Origin of the sequence: Lysinibacillus sp. NPDC096418 (assembly GCF_044762775.1) — a bacterium.
Taxonomy (GTDB): Bacteria; Bacillota; Bacilli; order Bacillales_A; family Planococcaceae; genus Lysinibacillus.
Map to the genome: position 1 here is coordinate 1 of NZ_JBIWEY010000053.1, position 21,321 is coordinate 21,321.

A 21,321-nucleotide genomic window follows, 5' to 3' on the forward strand; every position below is an offset into this window, starting at 1 on the left:
AAGATCAAAAGCAAGCAACCTAAATTTTAAAAACGTAAGTTTTAAATTAGGAGCAGTCTAAGCTTTTAAAAAAGATGAATTATGAAATTGATTCAATTAGTAAATTGAGTAGATAGAGGAGTTGGGAAAAGGATATGTTAGCGCGATATAAAGTATTAACTTTGATTTTTAGCCTGATGGCGGTGGCTTTTGTTTTGACTGGGTGTGGAACATCAACAGAAAGTGGGAAGTCAGAGGGAGAACCAGCAAAAGAATCGGAAGAAAAAGCGGATTATTCAACAGCTGTGAAAGAAAATCCGATTGTAACGATTACGATGAACAACGATGAAAAGATTATTGTTGAACTAGAGCCTTCTACAGCTCCTAATACTGTTGCTAATTTTATTTCTTTAGTTGAAGATGGTTATTATGACGGTCTTATTTTTCATCGAGTAATCCCTGGCTTTATGATTCAAGGGGGAGATCCTTCAGGAAATGGATCGGGTGGTCCAGGGTATTCTATTGAAGGTGAATTTACTAAAAATGGATTTGAAAATAATCTGAAACATGAACGTGGTGTCATTTCAATGGCACGAACAAATGATCCAAATTCAGCGGGATCGCAATTTTTTATTATGGTAGAAGAAGCGGGAAGTCTTGACGAAGAATATGCTGCTTTTGGGAAAGTAATTGAGGGCATGGAAACTGTAGATGCAATCGTTGCTGCTGAACGAGATGGTGCAGATAAGCCGTTAGAAGATCAGCAAATGAAAAAGGTCGAAGTGGATACGAAGGGCTTTGACTACCCTGATCCAGAGGTACGAAAATAGAAGATATGACAATCCGAAATTTGTCGTTTTATTGTTGTTATCTATAAAAGTATATTAAATAAGGCTGTTTGCAAAGTAATTAAAATTGCAAACAGTCTTTTCTTTATATTTTTTTCGTAGTAGTAGCAACCTTGTACATTTTCCTTTTATAAACATAAAAGTACATACTAAGTGGCCACCACATGACTAAAAAGATTGGATAGATGGCCCAGATAGTTCCTGGCGAAGAAACTACATTGACAGTAATAAAAAAGATACTAATGAGTAAACTTGCGTAAACAGAGAAGGCAACAAATGTTTTATTCTTACCATGATAAAGAGCCAACGGCCACCATATCACTAGGAAGGAAGGGTAGATTGCCCATGGATATTGAGGAGAAAGTGTCATATTTAATAGGGCGTAATAGATGATCGTAGTTGTACTTCCGATAAGTGCAACTTTTATAGACGTTGTTTTTTTCTCTAAAAACATGAGGACCGGCCAGCATACGATCGGATAAATGGCGTACATGAACCATAAATGACTTGGTGAGTATTTGAAATTTTCAAAGATAAGGAAAGAAATTAATAGAATGCTACAAAAAACGGAATATTGTTTGTACAACTTTTTAGACATAAAATAGAGCGTGATTGGCCATAGTAAAAGAAAAAAGCTAGGATAAACAAACCAAATATAGTGCGGTGATGTTATATAATTGACGATTCCTAAAAATAACATAGTCATTAAACTACCAGCGACGGCAAAACTAATATAATTTTTCATCTTCTATTCACCAAATTGCTTCCGTGACCAAACAAAGTACATAGATAGAGGCCACCATAATATCGCAAAGATTGGGTAGATTGCCCAAATTGTATTTGGGGTATAGTAAAGGTTTATAAAAATGAAAAAAGCAATGATTAAACTACTTCCCCAAATGGAAAATTCTAAATTTAATTTGGCCATGTTTTTCTTTTCCGGCTGCTTTACATTTAATTCTTTTCTTAAATCATCAATATCTCCAAATTCAACGATGGCTTTATTAATGGCATCATCTTCTTCTTTTCCATGCTCTATTAGATAAAACACTTTCTCTTCAAGATTTTGTACAATTTCTTGCTTCACCATCTCTATTTCGCTATTGCTAGGAATGTCTTTAAATAACTCATCAATGTGATTCTGTATTTTCTTCATTCTAAGCCCTCCATGAATAAGTCTATTATCTCCTTCACTTCCGTCCATTCGCTAACTAGTTCTTTTAAATATGCTTTACCTAATGTGGTAATGCGGTAATACTTTCTTTTTCCACCAAATGAAACTTCGCCGTAATATGCTTCGATAATTTCCCTTTTCTCTAATCGTTGAAATACAGCATATAAGGTGGCTTCTTTGATTTGAAAACGATTATCTGTGCGTAAACTAATTTCCTGAGAAATTTCGTAGCCATATCGATCTTTCTCTAAAATTAGTCGCAAGATAATTGAATCCAAGTGTCCACGTATGATATCACTTCTAATCATAGGTCACCTACTTAGATTTTATTGTTCTACCTGGTAGAGTAATATTAGCAAACATTACTCTGTCTGTCAAAGTAATGTTTTTATGGTAATTATTTAAAAATTTTAAGAACGCTATTATAATTCATAAAAAAACCCCACAGGATACAAATCCAGTGGGATAAATTTATTATTGTATTAGGGATTCTTCTTTTAGTTCAGAAATATCCACTTCAGACCTTTCTTCTAAAGAACGTCTTAAATGAACAGTAGCTGTTTTTTTATCATCGTGTACCTTGTCAATCCATACGGAAACACCATTATAACTTACTTCATATTCTGCTGGAGAGGCAATAATTTCTTGCGCACGTTGATATTCCATACACAGCCCCCTATTTTTTAGGTTTTGTATTAGTGAGCGTTTTTACAAGGTCAGTTAACTCTTGAGAAAACTCTTCACTTACTTTGTTTGGCGCAATCTTTTGATTTTTAGGTGTTTGAGGTAATGAGCCTTTGTTCTGACTTTTCCCTTGTTTATTGTCTCTTCCCATGATGAATTCTCCTTTCATTTTGGATTCTTCTTAATATGGCATTGAAACAACTTTTTTATCACAAAAAAATACACAGCATTGAAAATGATTTTTCAGTACTGTGTAATAATTTCTCTTTTATTAAGTCATTCTAAGTAGAGATTTCCCATTCGTTTTTATTGTTCAATAGCGATTACTAGCTTTACGGAAATTATTGAAAATATCAAAGATGTTTGTAACGATGGTGATTGCTATGCCAACCCAAATAAATCGATCGATGAAGGTAGATACAGTGGAAGGAGAAGTTTGGATTGCGTCAGCCATTTGTGGAATAAATGCATCATGAATTAGTTCTGGGTTACTTATGATGAAGAAAAACGCAATAGTACTTAATAAATGCACAATTGTATTTATGGCGGCAAGCGGTATTGTCCATTTACGTACTTTTAATTTATATAGATTAACGGTAATTTCCAAGGAAATAAGTGATAGTATGATTGGCCAGTAAGAGAGCAAGGTATCTTGATTAAAGAAAGGTGCAGTGAATATTAATTTACCATTCTCATTGGATTGATAAATACCGACAAGGTGATCAGCATTAAAATATAGAATCGCTAAAAGTACAGCTCCAAAAATGCTGAAAACAATGTCACTTATCGGTATATTCTTTTCTTTTGAGACAATTATAGTATTGTTTAAATCATCTGGAGTCCATGTGTTTTTGTTTGTAAACATAGGAATGTTGCCTTTTAATCCGCCAGTGCGTTCCATTATGACAAAGGCGATCGTAATCCAAAATAGGACTTGTAATAACACAGTAATGATATTGGCCAAGGTGATTGAGAAGGTGTTAATAATAGCGGTAAGGAGTGCTTCTTCACCTGTAAATAACACAATGCTTTCTACAATGTGCACTAATAATGTGATTAGAATAGCCCAAGGTGCAACCATTTTTATTGTGTTGATATATGCACCGTATACTTGTGGACCTATTAAGTATCTAGGTGTATCACGGTAGCTTGCAGCGAGTTCAGCAGGACTACCGAGTTTAGAAAGGACATTTTTCACTTCCAATTCCGAGTAATTTTCAGGTAGCATATCTTCAATTGTTGAGCGGAGCTCTAATGCAATGTCATTGCGCATTTTCTCTGGGAGCCTTTTAGTTACTTCATAGATATAGGCTTCAATTAGCTTCATTTTGATCATCTCCTTTTAATAATGTGTTTAGTTCTACCGTCATAGCAATCCACTCGCTTTTTAATTGTCCATAAATCTCAATACCATAATCGCTAATTACATAGTATTTTCTCGGTCTACTTTCAGTTGTATCCCAACTACTTGTTACAAGGTCTTGTTTTTCTAATCTACGAAGTAACGGGTATAAGGTGCTTTGCTCAATAACAACCCCGGCTTGTTCAAGACGTTGGACGAGAGAATAGCCATATTGAGGTGTACGCAATTGGCTTAATACAGCAAGTGTTAATGTTCCACGTCGTAATTCTGTTGTGAATGAATCCAACAAAGAGCTCATATGGATCACCTCATTTCTTTATACTGTATATTATACACTATTGTATGAGGAATAATAATATGTGTTACATTTTTATGTTGAAAGGTCTTATTTGAAGTTTGTGCATAAAAATACCGGATAAAGATTATAGTCTTTATCCGGTAAATCGATTATTCTAGTTTTGGCCGTCCTTTTTCTTTAAGGCATAACGGGCGCGGGCTGGTCTTTCTAGTGGGGTAATATTAATAATATAATAGCCAATAATAAGCACTAAAATAACAAGTGAATAAATAAGCGTACTTACTGGGTGATCATGCTCTACGATAATTAACCGAATCATAGCTGTAATACCAATATAGATAAAATACCTCAAGGGAAAATGATAATCCTCTTTGAAATATTTAATTATCATCGTGATAAATTCAAAATACAAGAAGAAAATAAGTATATTCGCAAGGAAAAGCTTGTAGTCATTGCTATTACCTTCTACGTAAATTCTTAAAAATTCAAGTAGTTCTTTTAGAAGTAGAAAAGATAAAATAAGCACTAAAAGCACGAGGCATATATTCAAAAAAACTTGTAAGCTTTTAGGAATAGCCTTTATAAGCTTTGAGTAATTCATTTTCTTTTGGTTCAATCCAGCCCTCCTATCAGTTTTTTTCTAAATTTTAAAGATTACTGTATAGGTTATGACGGAAATAAAAAAAGATGATAATTCTACATTAGAATAGTATTTAAAGGGAGAAAATATGGTGGGGATACTCAAGGTTACAGCTATTCACTTTATTCTTACTTTAAGAAAATTCCCAAAAAAATTAGGCAATATGCTAAAATAGATTTGCGTAAATATAAAATAAAGGGGTTTTTAAAATGGCAAAAGTATCAAAAGAAGCAAAAATTACACCTGAGCGTTTAGAAGAAGCATTAAATGCACGCGATCGATTAATCATCGAATTATTAGTAAATGTTCTTGATGAGAAACTAGTTATTGAACGACCTGTATTACGTGAACGTTTAGGTAACTTAGTACAACTTTCTGATCATGATGCAGAATTAAAAGAAACTTTACAAGGTGTAATTAATAAGCTTTAAGTCTGAATTTATATTAATATATCGTATATAAATTGAATCTCTCTAAGAAAATGCTGCAAATTGTTTGTGGCATTTTTATTTATTTTTGAATCCTCTTGGAGGAGTACGTTTCTTTTAGAAGGAATGTGTATTCATATATATTGTTTTTAGTGACGTGTGAGAATAGAAAAGTCCCGGCTAAGTTTTTAAAGCTTAGTTGGGACTTTTTAGTTAAATATTAGTATACTTTGTCGCCATTGAAGATTGAGTTTTTTACGATGACATAGTCTACGTTACGGATGGCATCTAGTTTAGTACCACCTGCGTAAGAGATTGATGATTGAAGGTCTTGTTGCATTTCAGTAAGCGTATCTTTTAAGCTACCTTTGTGCTCAACGTACATTTTCTTACCTTCAACATTTTTCTTTTCGCCTTTTTGGAATTCAGAAGCAGAACCGAAATATTCCTTGACTAGCTTGCCATCGATTTCGATCGTTTCGCCTGGAGATTCTTCGTGACCAGCGAATAGCGAGCCGATCATCACCATTGAAGCACCGAAGCGTACTGATTTTGCGATGTCACCGTTTGTACGGATACCACCGTCAGCAATGATTGGTTTCGTAGCAGCTTTTGCACACCAGCGAAGTGCTGCAAGTTGCCAACCACCTGTACCAAAACCTGTTTTAATTTTTGTAATACATACTTTACCTGGTCCGATACCAACTTTTGTTGCGTCAGCGCCAGCGTTCTCAAGTTCACGTACAGCTTCTGGTGTACCAACATTACCAGCAATAACAAAACTGTTTGGTAAATGCTTTTTAATATGTTGAATCATACGGATAACAGCATTTGAGTGACCGTGTGCAATGTCAATCGTAATGAATTCAGGTACTAGATTATTGACTGCAAGTTCTTCGACAAAAGTGTATTCCTCTTCTTTTACACCTACGCTTATAGACGCAATTAAGCCACGGCCTTGCATATCTTGTATGAAATTAACGCGTTTTTCAGGATTAAAGCGGTGCATAATATAAAAGTAACCGTTTTCAGCAAGCTGGATAGCTACATTTTCATCAATAATTGTTTGCATGTTTGCTGGTACAACAGGTAGTTTAAATGTATGTCCCCCTAAAGTGACTGAAGTATCACATTCAGAACGGCTTTCTACGATACATTTTGCGGGAATTAGTTGAATATCTTCATAATCAAATACGTTATCCATTATATACACTCCTAAAATACGAATATTTTTTAATTTTTATTTTAAAACGTTCGTCATTTGGTAATTTACATGATTTTCGGAGAAATGTCAAATGCTATATTAAATTTTCGTGAATTAGTGTCAAAGTTGACGGCATAATATGTTTAAATGCTACAATTTATGTGTACGTTATAATAAAGGAGTGTTGGGAATGGCAGTGAATGTGTATTTGACGTTTAACGGAAATTGTCGAGAAGCTGTAACGTTTTACGAAAAAATTTTTAATGTAAAAAATACGCAATTAATGACTTTTGGGGATGCAAATATGGGGGGTGAGCATCAATTGCCAGAGGAGGCAAAGGCTCTAATTATGCATACGCGGCTTTCTATTTTAGGAAGTAATGTAATGTTTTCAGATGTGTTCCCAGGTTCACCTTTCACAATAGGAAATAACGTAACACTTGCAATTGTTGTAAATGATGAAGCCAAATTACGAGCTGCTTATGAAGGGTTAAAAGAAGGCGGTAAGGTAGTAATGGAGCTACAAGAAACATTTTGGAGTAAATGCTACGGTGCTGTTACGGACAAGTTTGGTATTGAGTGGCAGTTTAATCTTGAAGAATAAAAATGATGATTTGTAAAAACTAGTGCCCAATAATGAGAACTGTATTATCTCGTTATGGGCTTTTTTTCGTAATTCTTGGATGTAGAAGTAGATGCCCAATCTTAAAAAAATATTGGCATATCGGATATAATGTTAATAATAATTAGAGCAGGAGGGGTTATAGTGATCCAACGAATTGGGCAAATTATGTTGTATGTAAATGATCAAGATGCAGCGGCTAAGTTTTGGACAGAGAAAGTTGGCTTTATTGTAGTTGCTGAGCATGCTGAGGCAGGGATGCGTTGGATAGAAATTGCACCTACTAAGAATGCAGAGACAAGTTTTGTTTTGCATAATAAAGAGCTAATTGCTAAAATGCAGCCAGAGTTAAATTTAGCAACACCTTCGCTGATGTTTTACGCAAATAATTTAGATCAAATGTATGAGGACTACAAAGCAAAAGGTATTACAGTAGGAGACTTAGTAGAAATGCCTATGGGTAAAGTATTTAACTTTGCTGATGATGAAAACAACTATTTTGCGGTTGTAGAAAAAAACTAATCCCCAAAAACGACTATGCATGCATAGTCGTTTTAGTTTGGCCCTATTGTGTTAAATCTTCTCCTTCAATTGAGACATTCTGCCGATCAATGGTAAACCTATGTCCATCCCATGCAAGCACATTCTCTACAAAGCCCAACCCATCCGCATGGTATCTCCCTGAAATTTTTTGCATAGCCAAAAGTTCATATATTCCATCACGATCAAAATCAATTGGATAAAGACCACTGATTGGATCTACCCAACCTTCAATGGGCTCCTTTAATGTTCCGTTTGGATTGTAGATTTCTGCTAAATATTCTTTTCCTTTATACAGTAAATTTAGTGTGTAACGTTTTGGCGGTGTCGAGCTTTGTACAGTTGCTTGATAATGATCTTGGAAGTTTACAGTAAATTTTAGCTGATTGCTAAAAGATTCCGCATCAAAAATTTGCCGCATTTTCCCGTCTATAAATGAATAAATTTCTGCATTAATAATTCCTCCACTACCTCCAGTATCAGAAACGACTAAAATATCTTCTATATGGTTGCTTGTAAAATCACCTAAAAAAATTGTTGGATTGTAGCCGACATTTTCTTTAAGTATTATTTGTTCGAATTGTTGTGTTCGTCCATAAAAAACAATGAGTGTTAGATGCTGCCATAGTGGACTGTCTGGTTTTTGTACACCAGTTAAGAGAATGGTATCGAAAAAACCATCACCATTGATATCACCAAATTTCGTTTGAATTATTTTTGGGGCCACTTGTAGGTTGGGGATAAAACCTGATGTGGCATTTATGCCATCGTTCATCTATACACCTCTTTCTTCTTTTTAGCATATGTTAAAATAGGATGTAGGTGCATAAAAATTGGAGTTGGCACTCAAAACAAACAATTCCTACAAAAAAACTAGAGATTGAGTATTGACAATTAATTTTGCTGGAAGTATGATTATGTCAATCAATCAGAAAATTCAGTACCCACTGCAAGAAGTGTAGTTGGGGATTTTTTTAAACAATAATACCTAGTAAGTCTATAAGGTTTATAAAATAGAAAGAAGGAGATTTCATGAAGGAACTATTTGTTAAAACTGAACAACAACGTCATTGGCTGGAGCAGTTAGCGTCAATTGCTGAACCAATTAAAGCAGAGGCAAGAGAAGTTGATGAACAGTCTAGATTTCCACTTGAAGCACATAAATTGCTGCAACAAATTGATTACCCAAAATTAACGTTGCCAAAAGAATATGGCGGTGAAGGGTTATCAGTTTATGATATGGTACTAATCCAAGAAACGTTAGCGAGCTATGACGAAAATGCTTCACTTTCATTAGGATGGACATTAGGTGTCATCGGTGAATTGTATGAGAAAAAATTATGGGCAGAGGATTTACTGCAAGTATTCGCAAAGGAAGTAAAAGCGGGGGCAACAATTAATAGAGCAGCGAGTGAAGCGGCGACAGGTAGCCCAACACGCGGTGGCCGTCCTGGCACAAATGCTGTCTCGACAACAAATGGTTGGTTGTTAAATGGCCGCAAAATTTTCACAACAGCTTCACCAGTACTTGATTATTTTTTAACATCTGCTTGGGTGGAGGAAAAAGGGCAAGTTGGTTTCTTCCTCATTCACAAAGATGTACCGGGTCTATCTATTGAAGAAAATTGGGAAATGTCTGCAATGCGAGGCACTAGTAGCCATGATTTAGTGTTACAGGATGTAGTTGTTCCCCATAAGTATTTAGTAGAACTACCGAGTCACCCAAGTGGTGGCAAGATAAATGGCTGGTTATTGCATATCCCAGCAACGTATTTGGGTATTGCGCAGGCTGCACGTGATTATGCACTTCATTTTGCGAATCATCATCAACCAAACAGTTTGAATGCACCTATTAGCTCACTACCAAATGTACAGCAACTACTTGGTGAGATTGAACTTAAATTACAGCAAGCGCGTTTTGTCATTTACGGCGTAGCAGAAGCTTACGATGATTCAGTAAGACGAGAGACATTAACAAATGAAATAGCTGTCGCAAAGCATACTGTGACAAATATTGCGATTGATGTCGTCGATAAGGCGATGCGAATTGTAGGTGCAAAAAGCTTACAACTTTCAAATCCACTGCAACGTTATTACCGAAATGTCCGCGCAGGATTACATAATCCCCCGATGGACGACATGACAATTATAAAACTAGCAACATCTGCGATCGAGCAACAAAAAAATAGCGAAAAACAATAACAAAACCATTAAGGGTAAGGGGAAATGACATATGTTCAAACAAAAGAAAAAAGTACTCCAATTGGCTGCAATTGGATTAGCATCAATTGCTATCTTAGCAGGCTGCAACTCCGGGGAGGCTTCAAAAAAAGAAACTGAAGATGGTGTAGAGGTTCGTACAATAAAGGTTGCTTATGATCAAGCATCAAAACCAATAAGCTACATTGACGATCAAGGGAATCCAACGGGCTATGATGTTGAAGTTATGAAACTAGTAGATGAATTATTGCCTGATTATAAATTTGAATATGTAGGAACGACAAATGATGATTTATTGATTGGTGTTGAGCAAGGGAAATACCAAGTAGGTGTGAAAAATGCATTCTTTACACAAGAACGCACAGAGAAATTTATTTTCCCGAAAGAATTTTTAGGGCTAAGTAGTGCAGGTCTAGTGTTACGTAAAGAGGATAAAGGCGTGAAAACATTAGCCGACTTTGCAACAAAAGGTTATTCACTAGCTCCAATTGCAGCTAATAATGCACAATACACAATTATTGACGAATACAACAAAGAAAATCCAAATAACGAAGTGAAATTACAAGCAGGTGATACATTTTCAGTTGATGTAGTGCAATGGGTAAATGAAGGTCGTGTTGATGGTGGGGTGATGATTGAAGGCCAGTACCAGGCGCAGGTATTAGCAGAAGATGGCCCTTATTATAACTTGAAAGATGATGTAGTGTACAACGAATTTGCAGTCATTAAAACATGGCCACTATTTAATAAAAAAGAGCAGGAATTTGCGGATGCTTATGATAAAGCTATAGCACAAGTGAAAGAACAAAAGAAGACAAATGAAATCAGTACAGAATTTTATGGTCGTGACTTATTTGAAGTGTTAGAGAGTGTACATCGATAATCACATAAAAGGTTGTTGAGTTTTTAAAGCTCAACAACCTTTCCTAATAAAAAACGAAGTTGGTGAGGAAATGGATAAGTATTTTGATGCATCGTACATTTGGAACTCAATTCCCGTATTATTGCCGTTTTTAAAAGTAACCTTTTTAGTTGCAGGCTCTTCCATTGTACTAGGCACAATTTTTGGTTTGTTATTGGCAGCTGCAAAGCTTAGCACTAAAAAGATTTTGCGAAACTTGGCTAATTTATATACGACAATTATGCGCTGCACGCCGTCCATCGTGCTATTATTCCTTGTCTATTACGGGGTGCCAGCGTTAGCAGAAAACGTGGGATTAAATCTACACGCAATTGATACAGCGATTTTTGTGGTTGTGACCTTCACATTACAGTTTGCAGCAATTATGTCCGAAGTAATTCGCTCTTCATACTTAGCGGTTAATAAGGGTCAATTTGAAGCGGCTGTAAGTGTAGGGCTAACACCGTTTCAAGCGTACCGCCGAATTATTTTCCCACAAGCCCTTGTGATTGCCTTGCCAAACTTCGGGAATGGCATGATTGCACTATTACAAGAAGGTGCACTTGCTTATACGATTGGTTTGATCGACATCGTTGGTAAGGCCAACTTAATTATTGCGAGCAATATTAATGCACATGCTTTAGAAATTTTCTTAGCATTAGCACTAGTTTATTGGGTACTTTCAATTATTATTGAGAAATTCTTTGCTATGTTAGAAAAATATTTTAGTAAAGGGAAAAAGACGTTAGAGACGACGTAAGGAGGCGTAAACAATGTCAGAGGGACTAAATTATCAATTTTTATTCGACACGTTTTTTGTGGCATTATCAGGTGTACCAATCGCACTCCTTGTAACGATCGTCGCTTTGCTTGTTGCTTTGCCGCTGGGATTTATATTAGCTTTAACACGCATTAATAAAATTCCAGTCATCCATCAGCTAGCGAAAATTTACGTTTCATTTGTTCGGGGTACACCGATAATCATTCAGATTTTCATCATTTATAGTAGTGTTCCGTTATTATTAAAAATTATTTTTGAAAAATATAATATTACCTATGACATTTATAAAATAAATCCCATTTGGTATGCATTTATTGTATTTGCCTTTAGTACTACGGCCATCCTAATAGAAGTATTCCGCTCAGCACTTGGTACGATTGAAAAAGGGCAGTTAGAGGCAGCGCATGCAGTTGGTTTAACGACAATCCAAGCATATCGCCGCATTATTATTCCGCAAGCATTAGTGGTCGCGATGCCGAATATTTGCACAGCGACAGTCAATCTTATTAAAGCAACATCTTTAGGTTATGCGATGTCATTACCGGAAATTACGCTAAAGGCAAAGGTTGCTGCGAACGTAGGTTACAACTATGTTGAAGCGTATATTGATATTTTTATAGTGTATTTAATTTTATGTAGTACAGTGGAGTACTTATTTAAATTATATGAAAAACGTTTGAGTAAATACAAAGCGGCGAATGCCTAAACTGGGGTGGAGTTATGTTAGAAATAAAAAATATACACAAATCATTTGGTGAAAATGAGATATTAAAAGGTGTCGATTTGTCGATTGATAAGGGCGATGTGGTCGTAATTTTAGGCCCAAGTGGCTCTGGGAAAACAACACTACTGCGCTGCATTAACTTTTTAGAAAAAGCGGATGAAGGGCATGCAACATTTGGTGATATTGATGTGGATCTACATAATGCTAAGAAAAAAGACATCCACGCCATTCGTCAGCGTGTCGCATTTGTATTTCAAAACTATAATCTATTTACTAATAAAACAGCGTTAGAAAACGTCACAGAGGGTCTTATAGTGGGGCGTAAAGGGGCTAAAGCAGAAGCAATTGAAATTGGTAAGAAAGCGCTCGATAAAGTCGGGTTGTCTGAAAAATATAATGCGTATCCAAGCCAATTGTCAGGTGGTCAGCAACAACGTGTTGGTATTGCACGTGCGGTGGCTTTAAATCCAGATATTATTTTATTTGATGAGCCAACATCAGCACTTGATCCAGAACTTGTAGGGGAAGTCCTAGCGGTTATGAAAAATATCGCGGCTGAGGGTACGACGATGCTTGTAGTAACACATGAAATGAGCTTTGCGAAGGATGTTGCGAACCGTGTCATTTTCATGGACGGTGGAGTTGTTGTTGAGGAAGGCAGTCCACATGATATTTTTGTTAAGCCAAAAGAGGAACGTACGAAGAAGTTTTTAAAGCGTGTGATACCAGAAGATTATACATTTTATATTTAAAAAAAGTGCGGGCATCAAGCCCGCACTTTTTGATATAGAAAGATAATTATTTTGTATAGTTATCGAAGTAACCTTGGATATAAATCATTGGTGTACCCTTATCGCCACTACCAGAAGTTAAATCTGAAAGTGAACCAATTAGGTCTGTTAATTTACGAGGCGTTGTACCTTGTGCTGCCATGTGACCAGTTAAATCTTCTTCTTTGTTGTTAATGTATTCCGAGATCGCCGCTTTTAATTCTTCGCCGCGTAGGTTAGAGAAGTCGTTATCAGCTAAATATTTAAGCTTGATTTCGTTTGGTGTACCATCAAGACCTGGTGTATAAGCTGGTGATACAACAGGATCAGCAAGCTCCCAAATTTGTCCAACTGGATCTTTAAATGCACCATCACCATAAATCATAACTTCTACTAATTTACCTGTAGCTGCTAAAATTTTCGCTTGGATGTCATCAACGATTGGTTGACAGTTGTCCGGGAATAACTTCACGCTATCTTCAGTTGATTTGTTTGAACCGAGTAAACCGTATGCAGAGTTAAAGCCAGAGCCGTTGTGCGATTCAGCTAAAACATTATCTAAACCGAATACTTTTTCAGCGCCATTCGCTGTTAAAATTCGTTTTGTACGGAAGCGAGAGTGAATATCACAAGTTAATACGCTCTTCGTATAGTCTAAAATCGTCTTAGGATTGTTAGAGAAAATTACTTCAACTTCAGTACCTTCAGCTTCGATTAGCTCTTTGTAGTACTCAATGTAGTCAACACCAGTAAATGTGTGTTTGTTGTAACCAAAATGTCCGCGGAATTCGCTCTCAGTTAAAACGTCAGTCCATGGGTTAACACCTTTTTCATCTAGTTCATCAAGCGTTACTAAGTGGTTACCAACTTCATCAGAAGGATAGCTTAGCATTAACACAACTTTTTTTGTGCCTTTTGCAACACCACGTAAAATGTTTGAGAAGCGGTTACGGCTTAAAATTGGGAAAATCACGCCAACTGTATCGTCACCAAATTTAGCACTTACGTCTGCTGCGATATCGTCGATTGATGCATAGTTACCTTGTGCACGAGCAACAACTGATTCTGTTACTGTTACGATGTCACGATCTTCAATTTCATAGCCTTCTACTTTTGCGGCATTTAAAGCTGTGTCTACAACGATTTGTACGATATCGTCACCTTCGTTAATGATTGGGCCACGAAGACCTCTTACTACTGTACCAACTACACGTTCCAAAATAATCTCTCCTCTGAAGGTAAATGTATATATAAATATTTAATAATGTTACAAACAATATGCTTTTACTATACGGCAGTTAAGTGATATAAGTAAAATTAATAGTTTATATAGTAGATATAAGGGGTGCTTATATGATAGGGAAATTAGATTTATATCGTGTTTTTAGTATTGTTGCTAAAAATAGTAGCTTTTCTAAGGCGGCAAAAGATTTGTATATGACACAACCAGCTGTTAGTCAGGCAATTATGCAACTAGAGAAAGAACTTGATACACGATTGTTTAACCGTACGCCAAAAGGGGTTACATTGACGACTGAAGGTAGCCTGTTGTACGAGTATGCAAATTCTGCGATTGGTTTACTTCATGTAGGAGAAGAAAAAATTCTAGAGTTTAAAAACTTAACAACAGGACAGTTGAAAATAGGTGTAGGAGATACAATCTCTCGCTTTTTTTTGATGCCGTATTTAGAGGCATTCCATACGATGTATCCAAATATTAAATTACAAATGCTAAATGGGACAACTTCAGAAATTTGTAACTTTATTAAATCCGGGGAGGCAGATGTAGGGCTGTGTAATTTTCCGATTGAAGATCCGACATTGCAATTGACGCCTTGTACCGAAGTGCAAGATATTTTCGTCTGTGGAGAGAAGTATCGAACGATGGCGGCAAAGAGTTTAAGCTATGAGGATTTACTAAAATTCCCGCTAATCTTTTTAGAGAAAAAATCTAATTCGCGTAATTATGTAGAGAATTATTTACTATCACAAGGGATAGCCATTTCTCCAGAGTTTGAATTAGGCTCACATGATTTAGTCCTAGAATTTGCGCGTAGTAATTTAGGAATAGCGTGTGTGACAAAGGAGTTTTCTAAGGATTATTTAGAGCGAGGATTGTTATATGAACTGGAATTGAGCGAAGATATTCCAAAGCGGAGTATCGGTATTTGCCATTTGAAAATGGTCCCGTTATCCCGAGCCTCCACAAAATTTGTGGAAATTCTCGAAAATAAACAGGAATATAGAAGGATTATTAAAAGAACGTAATGGAAGCCTAGCAACTAGGGATGCTAAGCTTTTTTTAAAAGATAAGAATTTATAAAACTTTTGAGTGCCGTACCCTGTGTGAAGACTAGAAATTTTTTTAGACTAATTTTCAAACATCGAAAAGGCCATTCTCTAAAATTGATATACAACTTAAATATAAATAAGTGTCAAATAAGGTATAAAGGCCCAAAAAGGCGCTTATTTAAAAATATGTTGTATATCAAAGTCGACATATTGGGTAAAGTCGATTTGTTTTTCGGATTAATTAAATTTTCTTGTGACTAAAAAAGTGAGCATAATAAATTTTTATAGAAAAATTAAGTTATTAAAAAACTATGAGATGAAAAACGCCCTAAACCCATGTTATATAGGTGTTTTAAAGATTATTTACACAGTATTCGGTTCCGCTTTAACTAGGCAACTTCTTTTTGAAATAGGTGGCAAAGCAATTATGACATTGGAACATCCTTGTCAAAATTAAATTGCCTATTGGCAAGAGAAAAGGGCGCTTTTCTTAAAGAGATTTCGCATTTTAATATATATTTCAGACGGAAAGATATAGGTCTTTTATTCTACTATCGTTGTTTTACAGTGTAATTAAAGAGGCGGAAATGGCTCTGTTTTGAGTTGTTTTTGCTCTTTTTAATGAAGGCATTTTTGATTTTAAGGGCGAAAGTGTCTTTTCTCACGTAATAAATTCAATGAGTGCTTCAACATTTCTTTTGTTTTTCATCGTAGGCGAATACAAATATGAAAATGTCCGCGTGAAATGGTGCCCCTCAAGTGGCAATACAGCCATATCTCCATTTATCACTTCTCGTTCAATCGCACAGCCTGATAGCAAAGCATAACCGAGCCCTTGGATCACACTTTCTTTCACGCCTTGGTTGCTACTAATAGTCAATAAGGACTGGACTTGGAGGCCGTTCATTCTGAATAGGTGGTCTAAATAAGTGCGTGTTCCAGAACCAGCTTCGCGTGCAACCCAATTTTGATGTTGTAGCTCTGAAATAGTGATAGTCGATCGCTCGATAAGGGGGTGATTACTTGCCCCAACAATAAATAATTCGTCTTGCATAAAGGGTTGAATGACGAGTTCGTGGTCATGAGACTGACCTTCGATTAATCCGATATCGATGTGTAATAGCTTTGCAGATTGAATAATTTCGTCTGTATTGCCAATGATGACTTGTATTTCGAGTTGCGGGAAGTGCTGCTGTAAACGTGCCAAAATTGGTGGCAATATATACTCGCCGATTGTAAAGCTTGCTCCAATAATGAGTGTGCCTTGAATCGCATGATGATGGGCTAAAATATCCTCCTTGGCTGCTCCATAAATCGCCATGATTTGTTTTGCGCGTTCATATAAAATCTGGCCTGTTGGTGTAATTTGTACAGATTTTGGGGAGCGTATAAATAAAGTCGTTTGAAATTCTTGTTCTAAATTTTTTATGTGCAGGCTAACACTCGGTTGAGAAATATGTAAGATCTCCGATGTTTTTGTAAAATTCTTTACTTCGGCTAGTGTGATAAATGTCTTTAACGCATCGTATTGCATCAACAGCACCTCTAATGATTAAAATTCTTAATAGTAATGATTATTTAAATGTATTTTACTAATGATTGGATATTTAATAAAGTAAAAGCCATAAAGGAAGAAAGAAGTGAACAGGATGGTCAATAGACAACAGTGGATGAATAAATATTTATCGGCGCCTTTTATAAAAGGAATATTATTGACGCTCGGAATTGCATTAGTGGCAAAATATATTTCAACATTTCCGTTTTTCTCGATTATGGGACAGCTTGTTATCGCCATTTTAATAGGGATGGTTTGGCGAGCATCGTTTAGTGTTCCAGATGCATGGCACACGGGTATATCCTTTTCGAGTAAAAAATTATTACGATTAGGCATTATTTTACTTGGCATGCGTTTGAATTTAGCAGATATTTATTATGCAGGAGCCAGTGTGTTTTTGATTGCATTCATTAATTTAGTGTTTGCGTTATTTGTCGTTTACTGGCTAACGAAGATTTTTAATGTGGACAAAAAGCTCGGTATTTTAACAGCATGTGGAACGGCTATTTGTGGTGCTGCTGCGGTCGTTGCGATTGCGCCACAAATTAAAGCAAATGAAAAAGAAACAGCGGTAGGTGCGGCGATTGTAGCCTTGCTCGGAACAGTATTTACACTAGTGTATACATTATTGTATTCGATAATTGACTTAACACCTGCTCAATATGGTGTTTTTTCGGGTGGAACACTACATGAAATTGCACATGTAATCGCAGCGGCGGCGGCTGGTGGCGATGGGGCAGTTGATATGGCGATCATTGTAAAGTTAACGCGCGTAGCATTACTTGTACCTGTAGCAATTGTAATCGGCATTTGGTATCGAAGAAATGAGAAGGGACAAGATAAAGGGGCGTTTTCTGCCTCAATAATTCCTTGGTTCATCGTAGGGTTTTTAGTGATGAGTGCCATTAATTCGACTGGCATTGTACCTCAAGCTGTGGCACAAATGATGGTTAATATTGCATATATTTTAATTGGCATGGCGATGGCTGGTTTAGGGTTAAATGTTGAAATAAAAACTTTCAAAAAATTAGGTGGAAAAGCATTTACTGCAGGACTCATCGGCTCAGTTTGCTTATCCGTTCTTGGATATATATTAGTAGTGCTATTTCAATAAAAATTAATAATTAAAAACGCCCGCATATAGTCGATATATGCGGGTGTTTTTAGATAGAATCAGAAGATGAATTATTGGGATGTGATTAATTGATCAATGTGCTACTTCTATTGATGAAGCAAGCTCAGCAATAACAATTTTACTACCTATTAACGGGCTATTTTCAGGTTTTGCTGATTCTGAACCGGGTTCTGGACGTTTATGTGCTGCAGCAAATGCATCACTTTCACGCCAAACTTGGAAATGCTCTTTTGATTCCCAATACATATTGACGCTCATTTCGTCATATGTAGGATCATCTGTTGAAATAAGCACTTCCACTTTATGAAAACCTTCAAATTTTTGAAGTGGACCAGGCTTAGTAAAGTTTGGTGCCATTTTTGCTGCGAAGCCAGGCTTCACTTGAATACGATTCGTTACAATAATCATTGTATTACCCCCCTAATCAATTTAAAAAATCGGACAATCTTCTGTATGAATGGATAATCCCTTTTGTGAAAGTGATTATCATTCGCAATCAATGATAAGTTGAGCAGGAAGGCATTGTCAATAGTACGTATGTTTGTGGCAGGTTTATATTTTATATTTATCGATGAGTATCTATATAGTTTTATGGAGTGAAAGCTATTAGAAATGAGTAGTAAAATGTGAGGTTAACGATAGTGGAACAGTAACTGAGCGTTATAAGTTCGCGGGTTTTAGGGCTGTCATCGGCTTATTAATGTTTCTAAATTGCGTACAAGGACGTTGGTTATTAATACTAGTTCTTTTGAAAAATCATTCGGAAGTATAGTAAATAATTTTTTTATATTCGTATGTTTTTAATCGCCTAAAAAAGTGCAAGAAAGAATAGTCGTCTTGACATTAAACGGACGTAATTGGATGCTATAATGTATGCAAAATTGAACAGTTATTAATAGCGTGTAATTGTGAGGTGGATGTATATATGGTGAAAATATTAGTTATAGAAGATGAGTTTGCGATTAGTAAGGTTTTAAAAGCATATTTAACAAAAGTGGGCTACAACATTGTGCAGTGCTATAACGGGGGTGAGGCAATGAACTTGTTCAAAGAACATTGCCCTAATTTAGTGTTGCTCGATATTATGCTACCGGGGAAAAACGGTTGGATAATTTTACAAGAAATACGTGAGGAAAGCACTTGTCCTGTAATTATGCTGACGGCTTTAGGGGATGTGAATTATCGACTAGAGGGCTTTGACCAAGGAGCGGATGATTATATTGCAAAACCTTTCATAGCAGATGAGGTAGTCGCGAGGGTGAAGGCTGTACTAAGGAGATCAGCAGCAAGTGGCGATACTTCTTTAAAAAAACAATTTGGCCAGCTTGAAATTGATTTACAAGCTCATCGGGTATTGCTTGCGGGTAAAGAAATTGTATTAACGCCAAGGGATTTGTCGGTGCTATTGTTTTTGGCAGAGCATCCAAACCAAACATTCACACGTGATCAGCTCATTGAGCAAGTATGGGGATGGGGATATGACGGTAGTGACAGAGCGGTTGATTTGGCCGTGAAGCGTCTGCGTAAAGTACTGGTAGGTTGGGATGAATCAGAAGGTGAAATTAAAACATTACGAGGATTGGGGTATCAGTTAAGTGTTTACAAAAAATAAGCGTGTATCATTACTTAACTATTGGACAAGTCGTTATCTACTTACATTATTCATAGGTCTTGCCATTATATCGCTTATTTCTGCTGTTTGGATTCGCCATACCGCACTTGAAAATCGACTTGAAATGATGGAGTTTTTAGCAGACGAAACAGTGTATCGTTTGACGGATGTGAATGAACCGGGTAATGGTATTCCAGGGTTTATTGGAAAACGTGAACGTTTTAGTATGAAAGATATTGACCCGATTTTATATTTAGTTGATGCCAATGGAAATATACTAACGAGCAACCGTCCGATGATACCGGGGAGTAGCAAAAATATAGAGGCTTTATTAGATGGAACAGAGGGCACCAAAAAGATTAAAGTTGATGATGGCCATGCGGGTGTTCAATATGTTGTGAAAAAGAAAATTGAAAAAGACGATGTGGTACTTGGCTGGGTATTTTTTCTAGAATCGAAGAAGAATTTAACGAAGGTAAACCAAGAGTACGGACAGTTGGCATTATTAATTGGAACACTTGCCATACTTGGTTGGGGAGCCATATATTTTCTTTCGAAGCGATTAGCTCGTCCAATAAAACAAGTAGCGGTTGCAGCGAAGCAGGTGCAAGAGAGTAATTATGAGATTGACCTACCTGAAAATATAAAAGAAGAAGAAGTATATGAATTGGTGTCCTCATTTAGGGATATGGCGACAAAGCTGCAGTTATTAGAGAAAACAAGAACGGAGCTACTTGCAGGTGTGACACATGAGCTGAAGACCCCAGTGACATCAATTAGTGGGCTATTACAGGCTGTACAAGACGGGATTGTCACTGGCGATGATGCTAAAGAATTTATCCAAATGGCACTTGTGGAAACGACAAAAATGAAAACCATGGTTGGTGATTTACTGGCATTTAACTCATTCGCAGTTGATGCGATTCCAGTAAATCTTGTATCCACAGATGTGAATAGTTTGATACGAGATGCAGTGACACATTGGGAAGTGATGCAAGAGGAAGATGCGGTAAAAGTACAAGTGCATTTACTTGATGATTCCGTCAAAGTACAAGCTGACGTTGTACGGATGCAACAAATTTTGACCAATCTTTTGACGAATGCTAAGCAAGCAATGCAAGACGGGACTATTATCGTGACGTTAGCGCAGACAACTAATAATGTGGTTGTGAGGGTTCAAGATACAGGGTGCGGTATTCCAGAAACGGAGCAACCCTTAATTTTTGAACGCTTCTATAGAGGTGAAAATAAAAAATATACGGTGCGTGGTCTCGGTTTAGGCTTATCGCTCAGTAAAATGATGGCCCAATCAATTGGCGGTGATTTACGTTTAGTGGAGAGCAATTCAACAGGTACAAGCTTTGAAATTAAATTGCTAAAGAACACTACACTTTAACATGTTTATATTGTGTTCTCTGATGGATTAAAGAGGTGTCTCAAAAATTTTGAGATACCTCTTTTTTGGTGCGCCCGGCATGCACATGAACTATAGGGTGTAAGTCCCGAACCCCGAAGACAGAAGTAGAGGTTAGCCAAGAGCAAGGGTGTCCG

26 protein-coding genes are annotated in these 21,321 nt (G+C 36.5%); 13 read left to right on the top strand and 13 right to left on the bottom strand.

Features of this window, described 5'->3' with window-relative positions:
• Nucleotides 1–134: 134 nt before the first annotated feature.
• Nucleotides 135–809: a peptidylprolyl isomerase gene (locus ACIQZG_RS23160; RefSeq protein ID WP_402758303.1), complete on the top strand. Its 675-nt coding sequence runs from the start codon at nt 135–137 to the stop codon at nt 807–809.
• 103 nt (nt 810–912) lie between these two features.
• Here ACIQZG_RS23160 and ACIQZG_RS23165 read toward each other — a convergent pair whose 3' ends face one another.
• The 8 genes from ACIQZG_RS23165 to psiE all read right to left on the bottom strand — a co-directional run bounded on the left by ACIQZG_RS23165 (nt 913) and on the right by psiE (nt 4,962).
• Complete coding sequence (locus ACIQZG_RS23165) at nt 913–1,572, bottom strand: hypothetical protein (protein WP_402758305.1); 660 nt, start codon at nt 1,570–1,572, stop codon at nt 913–915.
• A 3-nt stretch (nt 1,573–1,575) separates the two neighbouring features.
• Nucleotides 1,576–1,983 carry a permease prefix domain 1-containing protein gene (locus ACIQZG_RS23170; protein ID WP_402758307.1) on the bottom strand — a complete coding sequence of 136 codons (408 nt, stop codon included), beginning with the start codon at nt 1,981–1,983 and terminating at the stop codon, nt 1,576–1,578.
• Complete coding sequence (locus tag ACIQZG_RS23175) at nt 1,980–2,309, bottom strand: PadR family transcriptional regulator (protein WP_402758309.1); 330 nt, start codon at nt 2,307–2,309, stop codon at nt 1,980–1,982. Before ACIQZG_RS23175 ends, ACIQZG_RS23170 begins: the two co-directional genes overlap by 4 nt.
• A gap of 166 nt (nt 2,310–2,475) precedes the next feature.
• Entirely contained in the window at nt 2,476–2,667 is a 192-nt protein-coding gene (locus tag ACIQZG_RS23180) for an H-type small acid-soluble spore protein (protein ID WP_402758310.1), read from the bottom strand.
• 10 nt (nt 2,668–2,677) lie between these two features.
• On the bottom strand, nt 2,678–2,836 hold the full coding sequence (locus ACIQZG_RS23185) for a YfhD family protein (RefSeq protein WP_402758312.1): 159 nt from the start codon (nt 2,834–2,836) through the stop codon (nt 2,678–2,680).
• 162 nt (nt 2,837–2,998) lie between these two features.
• A complete protein-coding gene (locus ACIQZG_RS23190; RefSeq protein WP_402758314.1) occupies nt 2,999–4,012 on the bottom strand; it encodes an HAAS signaling domain-containing protein in 1,014 nt (337 codons plus the stop codon).
• Complete coding sequence (locus tag ACIQZG_RS23195) at nt 3,999–4,346, bottom strand: PadR family transcriptional regulator (protein ID WP_402758315.1); 348 nt, start codon at nt 4,344–4,346, stop codon at nt 3,999–4,001. Before ACIQZG_RS23195 ends, ACIQZG_RS23190 begins: the two co-directional genes overlap by 14 nt.
• 154 nt (nt 4,347–4,500) lie before the next feature.
• Nucleotides 4,501–4,962 (bottom strand): phosphate-starvation-inducible protein PsiE, encoded by a 462-nt coding sequence (gene psiE / locus ACIQZG_RS23200; RefSeq protein WP_483869800.1) that lies wholly within the window; start codon nt 4,960–4,962, stop codon nt 4,501–4,503.
• Nucleotides 4,963–5,195: 233 nt separating this feature from the next.
• On the opposite strand from psiE, the gene ACIQZG_RS23205 reads away from it, so the two are divergent.
• Nucleotides 5,196–5,417 carry a phosphate-starvation-inducible protein PsiE gene (locus ACIQZG_RS23205; RefSeq protein WP_402758317.1) on the top strand — a complete coding sequence of 74 codons (222 nt, stop codon included), beginning with the start codon at nt 5,196–5,198 and terminating at the stop codon, nt 5,415–5,417.
• A 217-nt stretch (nt 5,418–5,634) separates the two neighbouring features.
• On the opposite strand, the gene guaC is transcribed toward ACIQZG_RS23205, so the two are convergent.
• Nucleotides 5,635–6,618, bottom strand: coding sequence for a GMP reductase (gene guaC / locus ACIQZG_RS23210; RefSeq protein ID WP_402758319.1), 984 nt, complete (start codon nt 6,616–6,618; stop codon nt 5,635–5,637).
• Between the two features lie 190 nt (nt 6,619–6,808).
• Here guaC and ACIQZG_RS23215 point away from each other — a divergent pair, with 190 nt between their 5' ends.
• Together ACIQZG_RS23215 and ACIQZG_RS23220 are read left to right on the top strand one after the other, a co-directional pair.
• Nucleotides 6,809–7,222, top strand: a complete 414-nt coding sequence (locus ACIQZG_RS23215) for a VOC family protein (RefSeq protein WP_402758321.1) — start codon at nt 6,809–6,811, stop codon at nt 7,220–7,222.
• A 162-nt stretch (nt 7,223–7,384) separates the two neighbouring features.
• On the top strand, nt 7,385–7,762 hold the full coding sequence (locus ACIQZG_RS23220) for a VOC family protein (protein WP_402758322.1): 378 nt from the start codon (nt 7,385–7,387) through the stop codon (nt 7,760–7,762).
• Nucleotides 7,763–7,805: 43 nt separating this feature from the next.
• Here ACIQZG_RS23220 and ACIQZG_RS23225 read toward each other — a convergent pair whose 3' ends face one another.
• Complete coding sequence (locus ACIQZG_RS23225) at nt 7,806–8,555, bottom strand: hypothetical protein (protein WP_402758324.1); 750 nt, start codon at nt 8,553–8,555, stop codon at nt 7,806–7,808.
• Between the two features lie 257 nt (nt 8,556–8,812).
• Here ACIQZG_RS23225 and ACIQZG_RS23230 point away from each other — a divergent pair, with 257 nt between their 5' ends.
• From ACIQZG_RS23230 to ACIQZG_RS23250, 5 genes are all read left to right on the top strand, one after another.
• Nucleotides 8,813–9,982, top strand: coding sequence for an acyl-CoA dehydrogenase family protein (locus ACIQZG_RS23230; RefSeq protein ID WP_402758326.1), 1,170 nt, complete (start codon nt 8,813–8,815; stop codon nt 9,980–9,982).
• Between the two features lie 31 nt (nt 9,983–10,013).
• The gene (locus tag ACIQZG_RS23235) at nt 10,014–10,883 is read left to right on the top strand and encodes a transporter substrate-binding domain-containing protein (protein WP_402758328.1); all 870 of its coding nucleotides are present in this window, start codon (nt 10,014–10,016) and stop codon (nt 10,881–10,883) included.
• A gap of 70 nt (nt 10,884–10,953) precedes the next feature.
• A complete protein-coding gene (locus ACIQZG_RS23240) occupies nt 10,954–11,661 on the top strand; it encodes an amino acid ABC transporter permease (protein WP_402758330.1) in 708 nt (235 codons plus the stop codon).
• A 13-nt stretch (nt 11,662–11,674) separates the two neighbouring features.
• The gene (locus ACIQZG_RS23245) at nt 11,675–12,388 is read left to right on the top strand and encodes an amino acid ABC transporter permease (protein ID WP_402758332.1); all 714 of its coding nucleotides are present in this window, start codon (nt 11,675–11,677) and stop codon (nt 12,386–12,388) included.
• Nucleotides 12,389–12,402: 14 nt separating this feature from the next.
• Complete coding sequence (locus ACIQZG_RS23250) at nt 12,403–13,158, top strand: amino acid ABC transporter ATP-binding protein (RefSeq protein ID WP_402758334.1); 756 nt, start codon at nt 12,403–12,405, stop codon at nt 13,156–13,158.
• 46 nt (nt 13,159–13,204) lie between these two features.
• On the opposite strand, the gene ACIQZG_RS23255 is transcribed toward ACIQZG_RS23250, so the two are convergent.
• Nucleotides 13,205–14,395: a coenzyme F420-0:L-glutamate ligase gene (locus ACIQZG_RS23255; protein WP_402758336.1), complete on the bottom strand. Its 1,191-nt coding sequence runs from the start codon at nt 14,393–14,395 to the stop codon at nt 13,205–13,207.
• Between the two features lie 134 nt (nt 14,396–14,529).
• Here ACIQZG_RS23255 and ACIQZG_RS23260 point away from each other — a divergent pair, with 134 nt between their 5' ends.
• On the top strand, nt 14,530–15,444 hold the full coding sequence (locus ACIQZG_RS23260) for a LysR family transcriptional regulator (RefSeq protein WP_402758338.1): 915 nt from the start codon (nt 14,530–14,532) through the stop codon (nt 15,442–15,444).
• A 685-nt stretch (nt 15,445–16,129) separates the two neighbouring features.
• Here the strand turns inward: ACIQZG_RS23260 and ACIQZG_RS23265 are convergent.
• Nucleotides 16,130–17,002 carry a LysR family transcriptional regulator gene (locus ACIQZG_RS23265; RefSeq protein WP_402758339.1) on the bottom strand — a complete coding sequence of 291 codons (873 nt, stop codon included), beginning with the start codon at nt 17,000–17,002 and terminating at the stop codon, nt 16,130–16,132.
• 136 nt (nt 17,003–17,138) lie between these two features.
• Between ACIQZG_RS23265 and ACIQZG_RS23270 the strand changes: the two genes are divergently transcribed.
• On the top strand, nt 17,139–18,137 hold the full coding sequence (locus ACIQZG_RS23270) for a YeiH family protein (protein WP_402758341.1): 999 nt from the start codon (nt 17,139–17,141) through the stop codon (nt 18,135–18,137).
• Between the two features lie 93 nt (nt 18,138–18,230).
• Here ACIQZG_RS23270 and ACIQZG_RS23275 read toward each other — a convergent pair whose 3' ends face one another.
• A complete protein-coding gene (locus ACIQZG_RS23275) occupies nt 18,231–18,566 on the bottom strand; it encodes a heme oxygenase (RefSeq protein WP_402758343.1) in 336 nt (111 codons plus the stop codon).
• A gap of 517 nt (nt 18,567–19,083) precedes the next feature.
• On the opposite strand from ACIQZG_RS23275, the gene ACIQZG_RS23280 reads away from it, so the two are divergent.
• Together ACIQZG_RS23280 and ACIQZG_RS23285 are read left to right on the top strand one after the other, a co-directional pair.
• Nucleotides 19,084–19,770, top strand: coding sequence for a response regulator transcription factor (locus ACIQZG_RS23280; RefSeq protein WP_402758345.1), 687 nt, complete (start codon nt 19,084–19,086; stop codon nt 19,768–19,770).
• Nucleotides 19,754–21,166, top strand: a complete 1,413-nt coding sequence (locus ACIQZG_RS23285; protein ID WP_402758347.1) for an ATP-binding protein — start codon at nt 19,754–19,756, stop codon at nt 21,164–21,166. Before ACIQZG_RS23280 ends, ACIQZG_RS23285 begins: the two co-directional genes overlap by 17 nt.
• Nucleotides 21,167–21,321 lie beyond the last annotated feature (155 nt).

Bases quoted from the DNA above. Each gene is read 5' to 3' on its own strand.
- ACIQZG_RS23205 (WP_402758317.1), top strand. From the start codon at position 5,196: ATGGCAAAAGTATCAAAAGAAGCAAAAATTACACCTGAGCGTTTAGAA.
- ACIQZG_RS23160 (WP_402758303.1), top strand. From the start codon at position 135: ATGTTAGCGCGATATAAAGTATTAACTTTGATTTTTAGCCTGATGGCG.
- ACIQZG_RS23250 (WP_402758334.1), top strand. From the start codon at position 12,403: ATGTTAGAAATAAAAAATATACACAAATCATTTGGTGAAAATGAGATA.
- ACIQZG_RS23215 (WP_402758321.1), top strand. From the start codon at position 6,809: ATGGCAGTGAATGTGTATTTGACGTTTAACGGAAATTGTCGAGAAGCT.
- ACIQZG_RS23190 (WP_402758314.1), bottom strand. From the start codon at position 4,012: ATGAAGCTAATTGAAGCCTATATCTATGAAGTAACTAAAAGGCTCCCA.
- ACIQZG_RS23270 (WP_402758341.1), top strand. From the start codon at position 17,139: ATGAATAAATATTTATCGGCGCCTTTTATAAAAGGAATATTATTGACG.
- guaC (WP_402758319.1), bottom strand. From the start codon at position 6,618: ATGGATAACGTATTTGATTATGAAGATATTCAACTAATTCCCGCAAAA.
- ACIQZG_RS23165 (WP_402758305.1), bottom strand. From the start codon at position 1,572: ATGAAAAATTATATTAGTTTTGCCGTCGCTGGTAGTTTAATGACTATG.
- ACIQZG_RS23230 (WP_402758326.1), top strand. From the start codon at position 8,813: ATGAAGGAACTATTTGTTAAAACTGAACAACAACGTCATTGGCTGGAG.
- ACIQZG_RS23225 (WP_402758324.1), bottom strand. From the start codon at position 8,555: ATGAACGATGGCATAAATGCCACATCAGGTTTTATCCCCAACCTACAA.
- ACIQZG_RS23175 (WP_402758309.1), bottom strand. From the start codon at position 2,309: ATGATTAGAAGTGATATCATACGTGGACACTTGGATTCAATTATCTTG.
- ACIQZG_RS23170 (WP_402758307.1), bottom strand. From the start codon at position 1,983: ATGAAGAAAATACAGAATCACATTGATGAGTTATTTAAAGACATTCCT.
- ACIQZG_RS23275 (WP_402758343.1), bottom strand. From the start codon at position 18,566: ATGATTATTGTAACGAATCGTATTCAAGTGAAGCCTGGCTTCGCAGCA.
- ACIQZG_RS23195 (WP_402758315.1), bottom strand. From the start codon at position 4,346: ATGAGCTCTTTGTTGGATTCATTCACAACAGAATTACGACGTGGAACA.
- ACIQZG_RS23260 (WP_402758338.1), top strand. From the start codon at position 14,530: ATGATAGGGAAATTAGATTTATATCGTGTTTTTAGTATTGTTGCTAAA.
- ACIQZG_RS23235 (WP_402758328.1), top strand. From the start codon at position 10,014: ATGTTCAAACAAAAGAAAAAAGTACTCCAATTGGCTGCAATTGGATTA.
- ACIQZG_RS23265 (WP_402758339.1), bottom strand. From the start codon at position 17,002: ATGCAATACGATGCGTTAAAGACATTTATCACACTAGCCGAAGTAAAG.
- ACIQZG_RS23245 (WP_402758332.1), top strand. From the start codon at position 11,675: ATGTCAGAGGGACTAAATTATCAATTTTTATTCGACACGTTTTTTGTG.
- ACIQZG_RS23180 (WP_402758310.1), bottom strand. From the start codon at position 2,667: ATGGAATATCAACGTGCGCAAGAAATTATTGCCTCTCCAGCAGAATAT.
- ACIQZG_RS23240 (WP_402758330.1), top strand. From the start codon at position 10,954: ATGGATAAGTATTTTGATGCATCGTACATTTGGAACTCAATTCCCGTA.
- ACIQZG_RS23280 (WP_402758345.1), top strand. From the start codon at position 19,084: ATGGTGAAAATATTAGTTATAGAAGATGAGTTTGCGATTAGTAAGGTT.
- ACIQZG_RS23185 (WP_402758312.1), bottom strand. From the start codon at position 2,836: ATGGGAAGAGACAATAAACAAGGGAAAAGTCAGAACAAAGGCTCATTA.